Annotated in this window: 16 protein-coding genes; 7 read left to right on the top strand and 9 right to left on the bottom strand. The window is 53.8% G+C overall.

The window, feature by feature from the left end; all coding sequences use genetic code 11:
• Positions 1-84: 84 nt before the first annotated feature.
• On the top strand, positions 85-228 hold the full coding sequence (locus PU624_RS15705; RefSeq protein WP_165439225.1) for a hypothetical protein: 144 nt from the start codon (positions 85-87) through the stop codon (positions 226-228).
• Between the two features lie 39 nt (positions 229-267).
• The gene (locus tag PU624_RS15700; RefSeq protein ID WP_283545732.1) at positions 268-441 is read left to right on the top strand and encodes a hypothetical protein; all 174 of its coding nucleotides are present in this window, start codon (positions 268-270) and stop codon (positions 439-441) included.
• Here PU624_RS15700 and PU624_RS15695 read toward each other — a convergent pair whose 3' ends face one another.
• Positions 442-1,599 (bottom strand): glycoside hydrolase family 1 protein, encoded by a 1,158-nt coding sequence (locus PU624_RS15695; protein ID WP_283545731.1) that lies wholly within the window; start codon positions 1,597-1,599, stop codon positions 442-444.
• 155 nt (positions 1,600-1,754) lie between these two features.
• Here PU624_RS15695 and PU624_RS15690 point away from each other — a divergent pair, with 155 nt between their 5' ends.
• Positions 1,755-3,215 (top strand): phospholipase D family protein, encoded by a 1,461-nt coding sequence (locus PU624_RS15690; protein WP_283545730.1) that lies wholly within the window; start codon positions 1,755-1,757, stop codon positions 3,213-3,215.
• A 257-nt stretch (positions 3,216-3,472) separates the two neighbouring features.
• Here the strand turns inward: PU624_RS15690 and mdoC are convergent, their stop codons facing one another.
• Positions 3,473-4,615 carry a glucans biosynthesis protein MdoC gene (gene mdoC / locus PU624_RS15685; protein WP_283545729.1) on the bottom strand — a complete coding sequence of 381 codons (1,143 nt, stop codon included), beginning with the start codon at positions 4,613-4,615 and terminating at the stop codon, positions 3,473-3,475.
• A gap of 268 nt (positions 4,616-4,883) precedes the next feature.
• On the opposite strand from mdoC, the gene PU624_RS15680 reads away from it, so the two are divergent.
• The 3 genes from PU624_RS15680 to PU624_RS15670 all read left to right on the top strand — a co-directional run bounded on the left by PU624_RS15680 (position 4,884) and on the right by PU624_RS15670 (position 9,333).
• Positions 4,884-6,419, top strand: a complete 1,536-nt coding sequence (locus tag PU624_RS15680; RefSeq protein ID WP_283548009.1) for a glucan biosynthesis protein G — start codon at positions 4,884-4,886, stop codon at positions 6,417-6,419.
• Complete coding sequence (mdoH, locus tag PU624_RS15675; protein ID WP_283545728.1) at positions 6,412-8,964, top strand: glucans biosynthesis glucosyltransferase MdoH; 2,553 nt, start codon at positions 6,412-6,414, stop codon at positions 8,962-8,964. Before PU624_RS15680 ends, mdoH begins: the two co-directional genes overlap by 8 nt.
• Before the next feature lie 129 nt (positions 8,965-9,093).
• Positions 9,094-9,333, top strand: a complete 240-nt coding sequence (locus tag PU624_RS15670; protein WP_283545727.1) for a YceK/YidQ family lipoprotein — start codon at positions 9,094-9,096, stop codon at positions 9,331-9,333.
• Here PU624_RS15670 and PU624_RS15665 read toward each other — a convergent pair.
• From PU624_RS15665 to PU624_RS15655, 3 genes are all read right to left on the bottom strand, one after another.
• Positions 9,324-9,725, bottom strand: a complete 402-nt coding sequence (locus PU624_RS15665; RefSeq protein WP_283545726.1) for a MysB family protein — start codon at positions 9,723-9,725, stop codon at positions 9,324-9,326. The genes PU624_RS15670 and PU624_RS15665 overlap by 10 nt on opposite strands.
• A 131-nt stretch (positions 9,726-9,856) precedes the next feature.
• Positions 9,857-10,123 (bottom strand): hypothetical protein, encoded by a 267-nt coding sequence (locus PU624_RS15660; RefSeq protein ID WP_283545725.1) that lies wholly within the window; start codon positions 10,121-10,123, stop codon positions 9,857-9,859.
• 537 nt (positions 10,124-10,660) lie between these two features.
• A complete protein-coding gene (locus PU624_RS15655; RefSeq protein ID WP_283545724.1) occupies positions 10,661-11,584 on the bottom strand; it encodes a Kdo(2)-lipid IV(A) acyltransferase in 924 nt (307 codons plus the stop codon).
• A gap of 253 nt (positions 11,585-11,837) precedes the next feature.
• Here PU624_RS15655 and trhO point away from each other — a divergent pair, with 253 nt between their 5' ends.
• The gene (gene trhO / locus PU624_RS15650; RefSeq protein ID WP_283545723.1) at positions 11,838-12,887 is read left to right on the top strand and encodes an oxygen-dependent tRNA uridine(34) hydroxylase TrhO; all 1,050 of its coding nucleotides are present in this window, start codon (positions 11,838-11,840) and stop codon (positions 12,885-12,887) included.
• A gap of 39 nt (positions 12,888-12,926) precedes the next feature.
• On the opposite strand, the gene PU624_RS15645 is transcribed toward trhO, so the two are convergent.
• From PU624_RS15645 to bssS, 4 genes are all read right to left on the bottom strand, one after another.
• Positions 12,927-13,502, bottom strand: coding sequence for a YceI family protein (locus tag PU624_RS15645; RefSeq protein WP_283545722.1), 576 nt, complete (start codon positions 13,500-13,502; stop codon positions 12,927-12,929).
• A gap of 1 nt (position 13,503) precedes the next feature.
• Positions 13,504-14,079 (bottom strand): cytochrome b, encoded by a 576-nt coding sequence (locus tag PU624_RS15640; protein WP_283545721.1) that lies wholly within the window; start codon positions 14,077-14,079, stop codon positions 13,504-13,506.
• Between the two features lie 296 nt (positions 14,080-14,375).
• Positions 14,376-15,488, bottom strand: coding sequence for an N-methyl-L-tryptophan oxidase (gene solA / locus PU624_RS15635; protein ID WP_283545720.1), 1,113 nt, complete (start codon positions 15,486-15,488; stop codon positions 14,376-14,378).
• Between the two features lie 94 nt (positions 15,489-15,582).
• Entirely contained in the window at positions 15,583-15,837 is a 255-nt protein-coding gene (gene bssS / locus PU624_RS15630; RefSeq protein ID WP_003849911.1) for a biofilm formation regulator BssS, read from the bottom strand.
• Between the last annotated feature and the right edge of the window lie 47 nt (positions 15,838-15,884).

Raw genomic sequence — 15,884 nt, 5'->3', positions numbered from 1 at the left:
AGAACCGGACGATAAACAGCCTTTCATCTACACTGTCACTCACCGCTTCACTTCCGGCGGCCCCTATTTTTTCACAGGATTGTTATGTCTTTGCCCTCGCCACCCGACGATCACGATGAGCCAATTCGCCAGTCACTTGACGATGCGCACTTTGCGATAGTGGTGCTTGCGGTGACCTCGGTAACGCTTATAATCTTTGTCCTGATGATTACGCTCTGGATGAGCTGACACGCACAGGAATTCGACGGATTGAATAAGGAGAAAGCGATGGACTCCGGAGATGACAAATTAATCGCAATTATCGGTTTGCTGGCGGCCTGTCTCATCGGGGTCACCTTCCTGTTTACCATGGTCTGGCTGACCGACGTACGTCATCCTGCCGATCCCTCTCTCGACGTTCGCTCCTGTTACCCCAAAAAGCCCGCCTCTCAGCATGTCTGATTACGCGTTACGCGTGGCGAACTTAATCTGCTGACTGCGTAACACCAGCGCCAGAGATTCATGCAGGTTACGATTGCCATTAGGATCGGCTAAGCCCAGTAGCGGACCTGGCGAACGCCGGTCATCTGCCCAGGCGGGATACTCCACCACCGGATAGAGCGAAATGCCCTCCACCGCAATACCCTGATCCAGCGCGACTGCCACGTTTTCACTGATCTCCTGCAGCCAGGGCGCGCGCGCGTCACCCTCTGCGCCGGTTTCGGCGATCAGCATCGGCCGCTGGTAGCGCTGCCAGCACTGCGCCAGCAGAATGTGCAGCGGAACACGTGTCGGATCGTCCAGCGACATCGGCTGATTGGGGAAAAACCAGTGGTTATCGGGATAGTAGTTCAGGCCCAGAATATCCAGGCAATCTTCACTGCCGCCTAACTCTTTATCGACGCGACCAGCCAGCATATCCCAGGCCTCGAACTGCGCCTGATGCTGCGCGTCGGCGTAGGGTTTGCTGTCCGGATTATCGGGATGATGGGCAATCTGTACCAGCGGATCGGTCAGGACAAAACGCGCCTCCGGATAGACCTCGCGAATGGCATGAATCGCCGCCAGCGAGGCGCGCACCAGCTGACGTTTCAGTTCCTTACCGCGATTCGCAGCATGGGGATTGAACCAGGCGACATCCGCCCCGGCCCAGGACCAGAAAGAGATTTGATTAACCGGCGTAAAGAAGGGGCGTTCGATGCCCTCATCGCGCATCAGGTGTGCCATCGCGCGTGCGAAACGGCTAAAATGTTCCACAAATTCGGCTTTCCAGATATTAAGATGATCGGGATAACCAAAGTGCGCCAGCTCCCAGATGATCTCCATCTGCTGACGCCGCGCGGCTTCTACCATCGGCAGAAAACTTTGCCAGTCATACTGGCCGGGGATCTTTTCAATCAGGTGCCAGCGCGCACCGTCGCGGGCGGTGAGCAGGTGCTGCTCAGCCAGCGCGGCATAATCTTTTTCCAGCAGCATATCGTGGCCGCTGCTGAAGACCATATCCAGCCGTTTGCCCGGCGTACGGCAGGCGGTGGAGCAGGGAAAACTCCCCTGGAAAAAGCTGCGAAACAGGCTGGGATGGTAGCGCTGGCGGGTATCTGTAAGGGGTTGATGAGACATATTCCTCTCCTGCCGGGCTAATGCCGGTCACAGATCGTCCGGTTAAGTCTAGACTAAAAAACGCCCGTGACCGCCTGCTCATTCGGAACAGAGGTATAGCGCCAGAGGCCGGGCCGGGGAATAATAAAAATAACTGCATTTTACAGGGAATTGTCATGACCCAAGCGTTTGAGCTCTCCCCGCCATCGGAGCGTAGCAGCTGGCTGGAAACACAGCTGGAGCCAGAATGTCAGCGCCATCCGGGGCTGAGCGGTGTCCATCAGCTGAGCGACGGGCTGGATGCGTTTGCTGCCCGCTATCTGCTGATACAAAAAGCGGAGCGTTCACTCGATATTCAGTACTACATCTGGCAAAACGATCTCTCTGGCCGGTTGCTGTTCAGCGCGGTGCTGGAAGCGGCCCGTCGCGGGGTGAAGGTACGGCTGCTGCTGGATGACAACAATACGCCGGGCCTGGACGATACGCTGGCTCAGCTCAACCGCCATCCCGGTATTGAAGTGCGGCTGTTTAATCCGTTCTCGTTTCGTACCCTGCGTGCGCTGGGTTATCTCACCGATTTTGCCCGTCTGAATCGTCGCATGCACAACAAGAGTTTTACCGTGGATGGCGTCACGACCGTGGTGGGGGGACGCAATATTGGCGACGAATATTTCGGCACCGGCAATGAACCGCTGTTTGCCGATCTCGACGTGATGGCCATTGGCCCGGTGGTAAAAGAGGTCGCAGAGGATTTTGAGCGCTACTGGCGAAGTAAGCCGGTCTCGCCGCTGCAGCAGGTACTGGATGAAGATGAACCGGAAGAGGACAGTGTGAGTCTGCCACCCGAATGGCGTCACAGCGAACCGGTGCAGCGTTATCTTCAGCGGCTGGAAAATTCGTCGCTGCTGCAGGAGCTGGAAGAGGGCACGCTGGACCTGACCTGGGCAAAAGCGCGGCTGCTGAGTGACGATCCGCGTAAAGGGCTGGGCAAAGCGCGCGCCAGAAGCCTGCTGCCGCAGCGGATGCTGGAGGTGATTGGCACGCCGCAGGAGCAGTTCGATATCATCTCTGCCTACTTTGTGCCGACCCGCGCTGGCGTTGCACAGCTGCTGTCGCTAAGGCGCAAAGGGGTAAAAATTGCCATTCTGACCAACTCGCTGGCGGCCAACGATGTGTCGATTGTGCATGCCGGTTACGCCAAGTGGCGCAAGAAACTGCTGCGGCATGGCATCGCGCTCTATGAGCTGAAACCGCAGGCGGGCGTGCCCGATGCCCCGCACGACCGGGGTTTAACCGGTAATTCTGGCTCCAGCCTGCATGCCAAAACCTTCTCGGTGGATCAAAAGACGCTGTTTATCGGCTCATTTAACTTCGATCCCCGCTCCGCGGTGCTGAATACCGAGATGGGGCTGGTCATCGAGAGTGCGTCGCTGGCCGCAGAAACGCACCAGCGCTTCAGCCAGTCCATGCGCGATCGGGCATGGACGCTCAGGCTGGATAAGTGGGGAAGGGTCAACTGGCTGGAGTATCCGGATGAGCCGCAGCAGATTGTGCACAAGCACGAGCCGGGCTGCTCATGGTGGCAACGGCTTCAGGTGCGATTGGTGTGGCGACTGCCGATTGAGTGGCTCCTGTAGTCCTGGAGTGTTCCCCGCAGTCGGCTCACATAACCACAGATTGCTCACCACAGACGACTCCCGGACGTAAAGCGATGGGAGCCAGTGCCCATAGCAAAGCATCGCGGGCCATGGATGGCCCGCGCTGAGCCTGCCATGGATGGCATCTTTTGCGTCTTTGCGGAGGGCACTGGCTCCCTGAGCCTGCTCGCTGGACTCAAGGCGATGAGGGTGTAATCCCATCGCTTTGAGTTGTTAACTGTATTCAGGCAATACCATCAATTCCCTTGTCCGGCCTGTTTGCGCTCAAATTTCCCGGAGAACAGGAACCGCAGCAGCGGGATGCGCAGGTGAATCTCATACAGCAGAAACGCGATGCCAAACACCATCAGCAGGCCAACGAAGAAGCCCAGGGTGTTATTTTCAATGCGTGGCGTGACATAAATGCCGTACAGCAGCGTCAGCGGATGGTGTACCAGATAGATAAACAGCGACGCATTGACCAGATACATGATGCGCGGCGAATGAGCGTTCAGCAGTTTATGACCGAAGCAGAAACAGACGTTCAGCATGCAGAGGCCCATCAGCGTCGTGATAATCGCATCCAGCTCATACAGCCAGCCATCGCCGCTGCTCAGACGCTGATTAGTGCAGTAGGCGACAAACATCACCACCGCGCCGATCCACATCACCGGATTAAACCGCACAAACAGCTGCTTCAGCGGTGGATGCTTCCACGCCAGCGCGCCCAGCATAAAGAACGGCAGATAGAAGAGCGTCTGCATCACAATAAAGTTGAACAGGCCATCCATCAGCCAGTCAGGCTGGAAAATAAATACCAGACGACGGAAGACACACCACACCAGAGCCCACGCCAGCACGCCAGCGGTCAGTGTGCCCCAGCCAACCCGGGAGTAATCAATGGTGCGATGCTGATCGCGCAGCCAGCGGAACGTCACCATGCCCAGCGTAGTCAGCATCACCAGCACGACCAGGAACCACAGATGCGAAATCAGCTCCCACACCAGGTTATTAAACTTCTGATAGGGCGTGAAGCGGGGCCAGTCAGCCAGCTTATCGGTCCACGCTTTCAGCATGAAAAACTGCGGCAGCGTGAGCAGCGGAACGGCGGTAAGGAGCGGGATCCCCACACGCTCCAGTCGCACTTTCAGGAAGCGACGCGGCTGATAGCGCAGATACAGCATGTAGGAGAAATAGCCCGAGATGACAAAAAACACCTGCATACGAAACGCATGAATAAAATCGTTCAGCAGCGTCAGCCATAACGACGCCTCATGACTGTTTACTGCCCATTTCTGCGTAGAGTAGATGAGGGAAACGTGAAACGGCACCCCCAGTAACATCAGATACGCGCGGATGGAGTCGAGGAAGTATTCACGTTCAGGTTTTACAGTACTCATAAAGTTCCAGTTCGTTAGTACGTTTGGCCGGTTTCACCCTGAAACCGAATTATGCTCTGTGAAAATTCTACCTGGGATAAACCAGGTATACTATCAGTGGAATCCGTAGTGTCTAATTGTCCTAAAAGTAGCGTAATGCCAGACGAAATGCGGGAACAATGTTGCGCATAAGCTGTCGGAAAACCGAATAATCCTTTAAGATAAACGGGTTTGATTTAAGCACACGAAAGGGGGGGATGTGCTGACTAAAGAAAAAAATAAAGCCGGACTGATGAAGGTACGCTGGATTGGTACTGCAGTTCTGCTGGCGTTGTACGCCAATAACAGTTGGGCGTTTAACATCGATGATGTAGCCAAACAAGCCAAAGCGTTGGCAGGGAAAAGCTTCGAAGCGCCTAAAAGCAATTTACCCTCTCAATTTCGTGAAATGAAATTTGCTGATTATCAGCAGATCCAGTTTAACCACGATAAAGCGTATTGGGGAAAACTGCGCACGCCATTCAAGCTGGAGTTCTATCATCAGGGCATGTATTTCGATACCCCGGTGCAGATCAGCGAAGTGACCGGCAGCGCGGTGCGCGAGATTAAATACAACCCCGATTATTTCAATTTCGGTAATGTAAAACATGACGCGGAAGCGGTGAAAAACCTCGGATTTGCCGGTTTCAAAGTGCTTTACCCACTCAACAACAAGGGTAAAAACGATGAGATCGCCAGCTTCCTGGGCGCGAGCTATTTCCGTGTAATCGGTGCCGGTCAGGTTTATGGCCTGTCGGCGCGTGGTCTTGCCATCGATACGGCCTTGCCGTCTGGTGAAGAGTTCCCGCGTTTCAAAGAGTTCTGGATTCAGCGTCCTAAACCACAGGACAAACAGCTGGTGATTTACGCACTGCTCGATTCGCCTCGTGCGGCGGGTGCGTATCGCTTTGTGCTGCATCCGGGTGAAGCGTCAACGGTTGATGTGCAGTCTAAAGTTTACCTGCGTGATAACGTCGGCAAACTGGGTATCGCACCGCTGACCAGTATGTTCCTGTTTGGTCAGAACCAGCCTTCGACGGTAAACAACTTCCGTCCGGCACTGCATGACTCTGATGGTCTTTCTATCCACAATGGCAACGGGGAGTGGATTTGGCGTCCGCTGAATAACCCGCGTCATCTGGCGGTGAGCACCTTCACGATCGAAAATCCAAAAGGTTTTGGTCTGCTGCAGCGTGGGCGTGACTTTGACAACTATCAGGATCTCGATGACCGCTACGACCTGCGTCCAAGCGGCTGGGTTGAGCCGATCGGCGACTGGGGTAAAGGCCGGGTTGAACTGGTTGAAATCCCGACGGCAGACGAAACCAACGACAACATCGTTGCGTTCTGGACGCCAGAGACGCTGCCAGAGCCTGGCAAAGAGATGAACTTCAAGTATCGTCTGCACTTCTCGCGCGACGAAAACCAGCTGCACTCTGATGATACCGCCTGGGTCAAAAATACCCTGCGTTCAGCGGGTGACGTGAAGCAGTCTAATCTGGTGCGTCAGCCGGATGGCACCGTGGCTTTCACCATCGACTTCGTGGGTAAAGACATGAGCAAGATGGCGGAAAACAGTCAGGTGGCACCGCAGGTCAGCGTCGGTAAAAATGCTGATGTGGTTGAGCAGAGCGTACGTTATAACCCGGTCACCAAAGGCTGGCGTCTGGTGTTGCGTCTGCGTGTGAAAGATGCCAAGCAGTCCACCGAAATGCGTGCGGCCTTGGTTAGCGGCGACAAGACATTGACGGAAACCTGGAGCTATCAGTTACCTGCCAATGAATAAATCGACTTTTACACCTCAACGTTATGTGGAATCTCTGCCGCTGGATGCGGCAGGGAAGGCTCGCCTGAGCGTCTCATTGCAGAATGCCGGCGAGTTCCACTTCATCCATGATGCGCTGGGCAGGGATGTCGCAGCCAGTGATCGTCCCGATGATGCGCCGTTAAAATCGGTCTCATCGCGGGTTGAAATGGCCTGGCCCGATTCGCTGGCTGGCGGTCAGCAGTTGGGTAAAGATTATCTCGACCGCACCACGCTGAAGGCGATGCCGAAGGTCAAACGCTCACTGATGTTCCCGGAAGCCTGGCGTACCAACCCGGTCGCCCGCGCCTGGGACTCACTGCGCGGACACAAAACGATTCCGCGTTATACCAACGCGGAAGAGCGGCGTGCCGAAGAGAAGTGGCGTCATGTGGGTTCCATTCGCCGCTACATTCTGTTGATCCTGACCCTTTTCCAGACCGTGGTCGCCACCTGGTACATGAAGAGTATTCTGCCTTATCAGGGCTGGACGCTTCTGGACCCGATGGAGATGATCAATCAGAACTGGCAGCAGTCCGTGATGCAGATCCTGCCTTATCTGTTGCAGACCGGAATCCTGTTCCTGTTCGCCATACTTTTCTGCTGGGTCTCGGCTGGCTTCTGGACGGCCCTGATGGGCTTCCTGCAGCTGCTGATTGGACGTGACAAATACAGTATCTCGTATTCAACGGTCGGAGATGAGCCGCTTAATCCGGAACATCGTACCGCGCTGATTATGCCGATCTGTAATGAAGACGTTGAGCGTGTCTATGCCGGTTTACGAGCGACCTGGGAATCCGTGGTTCGCACCGGTAACGCTGAACACTTTGACGTTTACATCCTCAGCGACAGCTACGATGCGGATATCGCCATTGCCGAGCAGAAAGCCTGGATGGAACTGGTGCGGGATGTCGGCGGGGCAGGCAAGATCTTCTATCGCCGTCGTCGTCGTCGTGTGAAGCGTAAAAGCGGCAACATCGATGACTTCTGCCGTCGCTGGGGCAGCAACTACAGCTACATGGTCGTGCTGGACGCCGATAGCGTCATGAGCGGTGAGTGTCTGACCGGTCTGGTGCGCATGATGGATGCGAACCCGAATGCCGGGATCATCCAGTCGTCGCCGAAAGCATCGGGTATGGATACGCTGTATGCGCGTTGTCAGCAGTTTGCGACCCGCGTCTACGGTCCGCTGTTCACGGCCGGTCTGCACTTCTGGCAGCTGGGCGAGTCTCACTACTGGGGTCACAACGCGATTATCCGCGTGAAACCCTTTATTGAGCACTGTGCACTGGCTCCGTTACCGGGCGAGGGCTCCTTTGCCGGTTCGATCATGTCGCATGACTTCGTAGAAGCTGCGCTGATGCGTCGTGCTGGTTGGGGCGTCTGGATTGCCTATGACCTGCCGGGTTCCTATGAAGAGCTGCCACCGAACCTGCTGGATGAGCTGAAGCGTGACCGTCGCTGGTGTCACGGTAACCTGATGAACTTCCGCCTGTTCCTGGTTAAAGGGATGCACCCGGTTCACCGTGCGGTGTTCCTGACCGGTGTCATGTCCTACCTGTCGGCGCCGCTGTGGTTTATGTTCCTGGCGCTCTCCACTGCCTTACAGGTGGTACATACGCTGATGGAACCGACCTACTTCCTGCAACCGAGGCAGCTGTTCCCGGTCTGGCCGCAGTGGCGTCCGGAGCTGGCGATCGCGCTGTTCTCCACCACCATGGTGCTGCTGTTCCTGCCGAAGATGCTGAGTGTGGTGCTGATCTGGTTTAAAGGATCGAAGGCCTACGGTGGTCCTCTGCGCCTGCTGGCTTCACTGGTGCTGGAAACGCTGTTCTCGGTGCTGCTGGCACCGGTGCGTATGCTGTTCCATACCGTGTTCGTCGTCAGTGCCTTCCTCGGCTGGGAAGTGGTGTGGAACTCACCGCAGCGTGATGACGATGCCACTCCGTGGGGCGAGGCGTTTAAACGTCACGGTTCGCAGATGGCACTGGGTCTGGTGTGGGCAACGGGTATGGGACTGCTGGATCTTAACTTCCTGTGGTGGCTGGCTCCGATTGTCTTCTCACTGATCCTGTCACCGTTCGTTTCGGTGATGTCGAGCCGCTCAACTCTGGGTATCAAGAGCAAGAAAGCCAAACTGTTCCTGATCCCGGAAGAGTACTCGCCGCCGCAGGAGCTGGTGGATACCGATCGCTATGTGGTGCTGAACCGTGAGCGCGCGCTGGAAAATGGCTTTATGCATGCCCTGTTCCATCCTGCCTTTAACGCACTGGCAACCGCACTGGCAACATCGCGCCACCGCCAGAGTCAGTTACTGGACTATGCCCGTGACCGTCGTGTGGATCAGGCGCTGAGCGATTCGCCGGATAAACTGGGTCGCGAACAGCGGCTGCAGTTGATCAGCGATCCGGTGGTGCTGGCCCGTGTGCATACCCGACTGTGGGAAAATGCGGACAAGTATCATCAGTGGGTAGAGAGTTATCAGAAACTCAACCTCAACCCTAACGCGCTGGCAAAAAACGCGTAATCTGAAAAGCGGCAGCGATGCCGCTTTTTTTATCGGATTAAAACAGCGATTCGCTGATAAATTAATTGCTGGCAGTCACCGCGAGCAGCGCGTGACAATCTCAACGGCTGTTCATGGCGGATATCAGTGGTGAAAGTGTTCTTAAAGGCGGGGGTTGTCGTCGTAGCCGTGCTCTGCTTAAGCGGATGCGGCAGTATTATCAGTCGCACCATCCCCGGGCAGGGGCACGGTAATCAGTACTATCCGGGCGTACAGTGGGATGTACGCGACAGCGGGTGGCGGGTCTTAACGATCCTCGATTTGCCGCTGTCGCTGGTGGTTGACACCCTGTTGTTACCGGTGGATGCCAGTCACGGTCCTTACGAGTAACTGCGATCGGAGTCGCTGTTATCATCTTCCCACTCTTGCGCTGCGGCTTCACCCTCTTCGGTGTCCAGCGGCGGCTCAAGCTGGAATTCGCCGTCATCCCACTCGTGCAGAGTATTTTCCGCTAACCACTCCTGACGCAGTTCAACTTCGTCGAAGTCAGCATCAAAAATGGCCTGTGCGGCTTCACCGCTGCGGAAAGGCAGACACTCGCCAGCTTCACCTTCATCGGCCATGAACTCAGCCTGCCACATGATATCGCCATCCTGCATCACATACTTCTGCAGGCCAAACTGGCTGATCGATGCTTCTTCTTCATCTACCTCAGGGTTGTTAGCGAGGTACTCTTCACGTGCAGCATCAATCGCTTCCTCTAACGTACTGTACATGCTCATCGATCTTCTCCTTACCGGGTTCATTAACTGCAGATTCATTTGATTTCAGTGAAGGATAGACGAAATTCAGGGGAGGGAAAGGGCGGGCCGGTGCAACTGGCGGGAAATAAACCATTTCCCGCCAGTCAGGGTCAGATCATCTTTTGCGGGAAGTGCAGTACGGGTTGAACGGAGTCGTGAATCACGGGTGCTGAATAACGGATACAACATTTTATGCAGGGCTTCACTTTCTTAAAGTTAATTCTGGCGATAGAGAGTGCCTGACTCAGATTATATAAAGTGCCGATGAATATGACCTCTTCTTTGTCAGGCATACGTTTGCACCCCTTACGATGAAGATAATGGTAATTGTCCAGATCGGTACCCATTGTGACGTAATAGTAGAGACCTTTGTTCATATTATATGTCCCATTAGAGGTTTGCTGTGTTGTCTTTTTTATAATTCTGGTCAGAGCGGTTAAAGGTCTGACTGTCACGACAGAAATTACCGGGAAGGTTAAATGACTTCAAATTCCATAACGGTCTATCAGGCTGTTAAAAAAATGTAAAATGGAATATAAGCCAAATCAGTGCGGCAATAGCTTGTAAAATAAGTTAATTTTCAGTGATTCATAAGCCGGGAGACACCATTAAGAGCGGCTAAATAGGATTCGGCCTGGCATAAAGGATAATCAGTACCATCATGTATTTAACAGCGAGCACTGTAATATTAATATATAAAAAGCAAAACAGGCTGAATACGGCCTCGCGGCCGATTAATTCATTAGTAACTTTAATTTTAACCAGAGGGTAATAATATAAAGAATACGGGGGTTTATTAATAGCCGGACCTGCGGTTTCGCTTACAGGCAGAGTGAGTCATGAGACACTGATTTATTTAGCAGGGAGTGGGGTAAAACGCGCTAAATGCCAGACGGACATTCAGCGCGAACAGATCAATAGCGGGACGGCTCGCCCTCGGGGCGGGTTTTGAAACGGCGGTGGAGCCACATATATTGTTCAGGTGCCAGCAGCACGCCTTCTTCAACCACCTGATTCATTCTGGCTGCGGTTGCTACATCGCTTTCCAGCGTAAATTCGCCGCTGATGTCAGGCAGTATCATCAGTTCATAACCCCGGCCACCAGGCAGACGACGCGGTACGAAAGGAATGACAGCCGGTTTACCGGTGCGGATCAGCAGATGCGTGCCTATGGTGGTGGCTGCCTTTTCCACCCCAAAGAAAGGCACAAAGACGCTGCTGCGCGGGCCATAATCGTGGTCGGGTGCATACCAGATAATGTCCCCGTGCTTCAGGGCGCGGATCATGCCTTTGAGATCTTTACGATCCAGCATGCTTTTATTGGAACGCATCCGGCCTTTAACCTGCAGCCAGTCGATCAGTTTGTTGTCATTAGGGCGATAGACGCCAATGCCCGGATTATGGATACCAAACATGCGCGCACCAATTTCCAGCGTCAGAAAGTGCATGCCGATGAGCAGCACGCCGCGCTGACTGTCGCGGGCCTGCTGAATATGCTCCAGCCCCGACGGTTTATGCCATTTATTGATGCGCCAGTCAGGCCAGAACCACGCCATGCCGGTTTCAATCAATCCCATGCCAACCGATTCGAAATTGTGCTTAACCATTGCCTCGCGTTCATTGATCGGCATATCCGGAAAACTTAACTCCAGATTACGCCGGGCAACACTGACGCGGTGCTTCATAAAGCGCATCCCAATACGACCAATATTGCAGCCGAGAATATAGAGCAGGGGATAGGGAAGTAGCACCAAAAGATAAAGAGAAGCGACACCCAGCCAGGTCAGCCAATAGCGCGGGTGAAGCAGTTCTCGTGAAAACTGAGGCAACTGGGTCATGTGAAAGTTATTTTTCCTGCGTCGCGCACCGTGCGGTGCTGATATCTCATTGATTTTCGCTATTGTGCCAGTTTTTATCGTGCGTATAAATATCACGGACAGAACAGGCTACTGCAGGCAGGCGTTAACATTCCAGAGAGCGCCGGAAAAAACAGCAATTAATGATCATTTCTGACACTGGCCTTTGCATCACGGTGAAATCAGGTATCATGTGCCCGCTAAATTTCTCCTATTGATAACAGGAAAGAACACCATGCCAGTGTTACATAACCTCGTTTCCAATAAAGAGCTGAAGGCGCGCATGCTGGCTGAAACCGAGCCGCGCACCACTGTCTCTTTTTATAAATATTTCCAGATTGCCGATCCTAAAGCATTCCGTGACGCGCTCTACCTTGGCCTGACGGCACTCAAGGTGTTTGGCCGCGTCTATGTGGCGCACGAAGGGATTAATGCGCAGATCAGCGTGCCCGCCAGCCAGTATGAAAAGATGAAAGCGTGGCTGTACGACTTTGATCCGGCGCTCAACAACTTGCGCATGAATATTGCGCTGGATGATGATGGGAAATCGTTCTGGGTATTGCGTCTGAAAGTGCGTGACCGCATTGTCGCGGACGGTATTGAAGACGACAGCTTTGATGCCAGCGATGTGGGTCAGTATCTAAAAGCGGCGGAAGTGAACGCCATGCTGGACGATCCTGACGCTCTGTTCGTGGATATGCGTAACCACTACGAATATGAAGTGGGTCGCTTCGACAATGCGCTGGAAGTGCCTGCTGATACCTTCCGCGATCAGCTGCCGATGGCGGTTGATATGCTGCAGGATAAGAAAGACAAAAAGATCGTGATGTACTGCACCGGCGGCATCCGCTGTGAAAAGGCCAGCGCCTGGATGCGGCATAACGGCTTTGAGGATGTCTATCACATCGAAGGCGGTATCATCGAGTATGCCCGACGCGCGCGTGAGCAGGGATTACCGGTACGCTTCAAAGGCAAAAACTTTGTGTTTGATGAGCGGATGGGTGAGCGGATCTCCGACGACGTGCTGTCGAACTGTCATCAGTGCGGCGAACCCTGTGATACCCACGTCAATTGCGTGAATGATGGCTGTCATCTGCTGTTTATTCAGTGCAAAAGCTGTGCAGAGAAGTTTGAGAACTGCTGCAGCCCGATCTGTCAGGAAGAGGCAAAACTCTCTCCGGAAGAGCAGCGCGCTCGCCGGGCGGGACGTGAGAATGGCAACAAGATCTTTAACAAGTCTCGTGGCCTGTTAAACATGACCATTCCCTCGCCAGTGAAGAAATAACCGTCGCCGCCTGAAGTCAGCTTCAGGCGGCGTAGTATTTTACTGACGCACACCTTCAACCGAGATCATCAGCTGAACGGTCTGCGACGCTGGCCCCAGATCTTTGGTGATGTTGAAATCTTTCAGCGCAATTTCCCCTTCGGCTTCAAAGCCAGCGCGGTAGCCGCCCCACGGATCTTTACCTTCACCCAGCATTTTCGCCTCCAGCGTCACCGGTTTAGTCACACCATTAAGCGTAAGATCGCCGGTAATTTTCAGCTCATCACCCTCTTTCTTCACCTCTGTGGATTTAAACGTGGCCTGCGGGTTTTTGCTGGTGTTCAGGAAGTCAGCACTGCGCAGATGCTTGTCACGTTCAGCGTGATTGGTATCAACGCTGCTGGTGTTAATCGTGACGTTAACTTTATCTGCGGCAGGGTTCTTCTCATCGAAGGTAAAGCTGCCATCGAAATCTTTAAAGGTGCCGTAAAGCCAGCTGTAACCCAGATGCTGAATACGGAACTGAATAAAGGCGTGCTGGCCCTCTTTATCGATTTTATAGTCCGCAGCATTGGCGGTCATCGAACCGAGCAGCAGGCTGGCACCGGTCATCGCCAGCAGAGTCTTCTTGAACATATTATTTATCCTTTTCAGAGGGAGAAGGGATGCGTAAACCTGACATCCGTTTAAAGGTGATATCGCGATCGATAAAATGATGTTTTACCGCAGCCAGACCATGCAGTACCGACAGGATCACAACTGTCCAGGCCAGCCAGAGGTGAATATCGCCCGCCAGGTCAGCCTGTTCACCTGCACCGCTGAACAGCGCAGGCAGGCTAAACCAGTTAAATACAGCGATCGGTTTGCCATCGGCGGTGGAGATCAGATAGCCACTGATCAGAATGGCCAGCAGCAGGGTATACAGCAACAGATGCGCCACCACTGAACTGATGCGCACCAGCGGGGAATAACTGCTCAGCGGTCTGGGCGGCGGTGAAATAACGCGCCACAGCAGGCGAACCATCAGCGTCAGCATCAGAATTACGCCAATACTTTTATGAATCTCCGGCGCGTCGTGATACCAGCTGTCGTAGTAGCCCAGGCCAACCATCCATAATCCCAGCGCAAACATGGCATAGATCGCCAGCGCCATTGACCAGTGCAGCAGCACGGCAATCAGTCCAAACTGATGAGGTGAATTGCGTAATAACATAATGTAGTTTTCTTGAAGAAATAAACTGAAATAAGCATCCACATTATGAAATATAAAAGCAATCGTCCTTACGCTTCTATAAATTTAAATTTCGATCGTGAAAAGGTTGAATAAAAAGGGCGGGAGATGCGCAATATTTCTGAATGACTGTTTACTGAGGGGATGTTCGTCAACTAAAAAAGGCGTGAATTAACCCTAAGGGCGAAATAAAACAGGGCTGATATGTCAGTAACGTTCAGTTTCCGTCAGTTAATGTCAATCGGGTGGCACCCGCCTGATGCCACCCGTTATCAGAGTCAGAAGCGTGAAAGGCGGAACGGCGTCAGATCAAAGGAGAACGGTTTATTCCGGGCAAATTCCGCAGCCAGTTCACCTAATACGCTGGCAAATTTAAACCCGTGTCCGCTGAGGCCGGTAATTAATAAGCGATCGGGTTCACCCGGCAGGGTATCGATAATAAAGTCTTCATCCGGGCTGAAATCGTAGCTGCAGGCTTCGCCATGCAGACAGACACCCACGCCAGGTAAGAACTGACGGAGGAAACCAAAGGCTTCACTGCCATCGGCGGCTACCGCACCAAAAGGTTTACGATCTTCAGGCTGCTGCATCAGCTGACCGCCATCATGACGACCCACTTTCAGCGCATTGTTATCCGCCGGGAAGCCATAAAACTGGCTGCCATCCGTCATTTCCACGGTAAAGCCGGGAAACTTATTATTTTCGCTGTAGCGACCATCAGCCTGATACCAGGCAAACACTTTGCGGGTTGGGGCGACCGGCAGGTCAGGGACTAATTTACCGACCCAGGTGCCAGCGCTGACCAGCATTTTGCGGCCCCGGTAGACACCATCGAGGGTGGTAACCTGCTGCAGATCGCCATCGCGACCCAGCTCTGAGACCGGGCAGTTAAACAGCTGCGCACAGCCTGCCTGTTCCGCCAGCTGGATCCAGCTGCGAACCGCCTGTTCACATTTCAGATAGCCGGACTTCGGCTCAAAGACACCCAGATACCCCTCTGGCACATTGATCTGCGGCCAGCGCTTGCGCACTTCATCGGGCTGCATCACCTCAATGTTGAGCTGCCAGCGGGCGGCGCTGTCGATAACGTTCTGGATAAAAGGCGACTGAATCGGCGCAAGGTTGAGTACGCCGCTGCGATGCATGATGCGCTCACCGGCACGCTGTTCCAGCTCATCCCACAGCGTCTGCGCCCGCAGGACCAGGGGAACATAGCGTTCACCTTCACCGTAGGCGTGACGAATCAGCCGGCTCTCGCCATGGTGCGTGCCCTGGGTGTGGGGAGGATGGGCGCTGTCGATCATGAGTACCGATAAACCCGCCTGAGTGGCATAGTAGCCTGCGGCCGCGCCCACTGAGCCGCTGCCGACGACGATAAGATCATAAATCATGGTAACTACGCTCTAAGAGTCAGATAATCAAAAGCATACCAGAAACAGAAACGAAAAAGGCACCCCTGAGGGCGCCTCTTTGATGCGGCAGAAATTAATGCTTATTGAGGAGTCGTTCTATCTGCTCGGCTGATTCTATCTTGGCGATGCCCGCTTCGAGAATCGAGATAAACTGCCTTGCCACATCCGTTGTCAGCCAGTAAGTCGGGCCAACATCCGCTTCTTCTTCTTTTTGATCCTGCGACGACAGCGAGTGCAGGCGGATCATCATGGCGTCATAGCTATCAACGGTACTGATATCCCAGCCCACCAGCGGATGAGTCTGAATAACGTCTTTTCTTCTGTCCATTATAACCTCCTTATTACTCGTTAAACGAAGTGCATGGTGAGGTTCAA

Origin of the sequence: Pantoea sp. Lij88 (assembly GCF_030062155.1) — a bacterium.
Taxonomy (GTDB): Bacteria; Pseudomonadota; Gammaproteobacteria; order Enterobacterales; family Enterobacteriaceae; genus Pantoea.
Note: the sequence above shows the minus strand (reverse complement) of the source record. Positions and strands in the feature narration are given on the sequence as shown.